Origin of the sequence: Glutamicibacter sp. 363 (genome assembly GCF_052379505.1) — a bacterium.
GTDB lineage: Bacteria > Actinomycetota > Actinomycetes > Actinomycetales > Micrococcaceae > Glutamicibacter.
In genome coordinates this window covers 1-1,308 of the sequence record NZ_JBQSYR010000076.1, presented here as the reverse complement: position 1 = coordinate 1,308, position 1,308 = coordinate 1, and the positions used below count along the sequence as shown (strand labels likewise).

At 57.6% G+C, this 1,308-nt stretch carries 1 protein-coding gene; it reads right to left on the bottom strand.

What is annotated here, in order from left to right; genetic code table 11:
- A partial coding sequence (locus tag ACT3UA_RS18915; RefSeq protein ID WP_444617875.1) for an IS1380 family transposase occupies positions 1 to 1,187 on the bottom strand: 1,187 nt, incomplete at its 3' end.
- Between the last annotated feature and the right edge of the window lie 121 nt (positions 1,188 to 1,308).

Sequence of the window (1,308 nt, the reverse complement as noted above, 5' to 3'; positions counted from 1 at the left end):
GCCAGGTCCGCCCATGCCTGATTCGCCGCAAAAGACCAATACGGCAGCTTGCCCAACCCCGTATTCTTCAACGTTTTGATCCGATTTTCGCACCTGCCACGCGCCCGATGCCGGGCATCGAGGAACGCCACGTTGAACCGTGGGCTGTTGGTCAAGAACGCGGTCACCCGGTTGCCGTCCGTATCGAACAGGTTCGCTTTCGCCCCGGGATGCAACGGCTCAGCACGTAGGTAAATCCGAGTTCCAGGCGGGTATTGCCTCAACTCCAAGACCTTCGTTGCATCAATCACCCACGCGTTATCTCGTTGACCACCATCAGCGTCCAGCGCTGGTTCCCAGTACTTCTTCTGATCGATCCACCGGATGAACCGCTCCTTGAGCACCGGCAAAGAATACGAGGTGGAGAATTGGACCCCCAATGAATCCAGATGGTGCAAGAACTCGCGGGAAGAGCCGGCACTGTCGGTACGGACCAAGATCTTCTCACCACGAAGGTTCCCGTCCTCGTCATAGAAATTTTCAGGCAGTTGGGCTAGGGCTTGGCTGAGCACCTCGATATGCGAGGCGGCGGAATTCGCGCCCCGGTTGCCTGGGCGCAACTGCACGGCGAGGACTTCGCCGGTGCCGTTGGCTTTGCCATAGTCTGCCATGGCGATCATCGGTGAGAACCCGTATCCGCCTTTGTAGGTGCCAGCACTATTTTGTTTCTCGGAATGAACGTGCACCAACGAGGCATCAATGTCGATGGTTAAAGGGTTCTTTGCCGTGGCCTGCCGGGCAGGATTCCGCGGCCCGGCAGCATTCCAGACTTTGGTGCGCAGGCTGCGGGTCATGGTGGCGAACCCGTAGGAGAAAGCTTCTGGCTGATCTTTGATCCGGCCCATGAACCGGCTGACCGTGGCATCCGACGCCACGGAGCCAAAGAGCTCTGGTGCGGCTCGTAGCTGGTCAATATCTGTGGCTTGCTCGCCGCCAGCCGCCAAGGACAGAGCTAGGGCGCCGAGGATCTTTCCCGGCCGGTGGGTCGCGGTGGTTGGCACGAACTGGCTGAACCTGTCTTCGCAAACGCGGCGGAAGTCCACCGCATTCAGGAAACTGGTCAGCACCGACAACCCTGCATGGGAGACCAAGGTTTGGCCGGTGAGTTGGGTCGAGATGGCAGGGAAAACGTGGGTAGAATAGTTCACAGAAAAGGTGATCCTTCGAACGGGTATTTTGGAAGCTTAGACACTCCCATTTTCCCAGTTCAGGTCACCTTTTCATCTTTTAAGTCAGTTAATGACTACCGGCCTTCATGAAATACCCGGG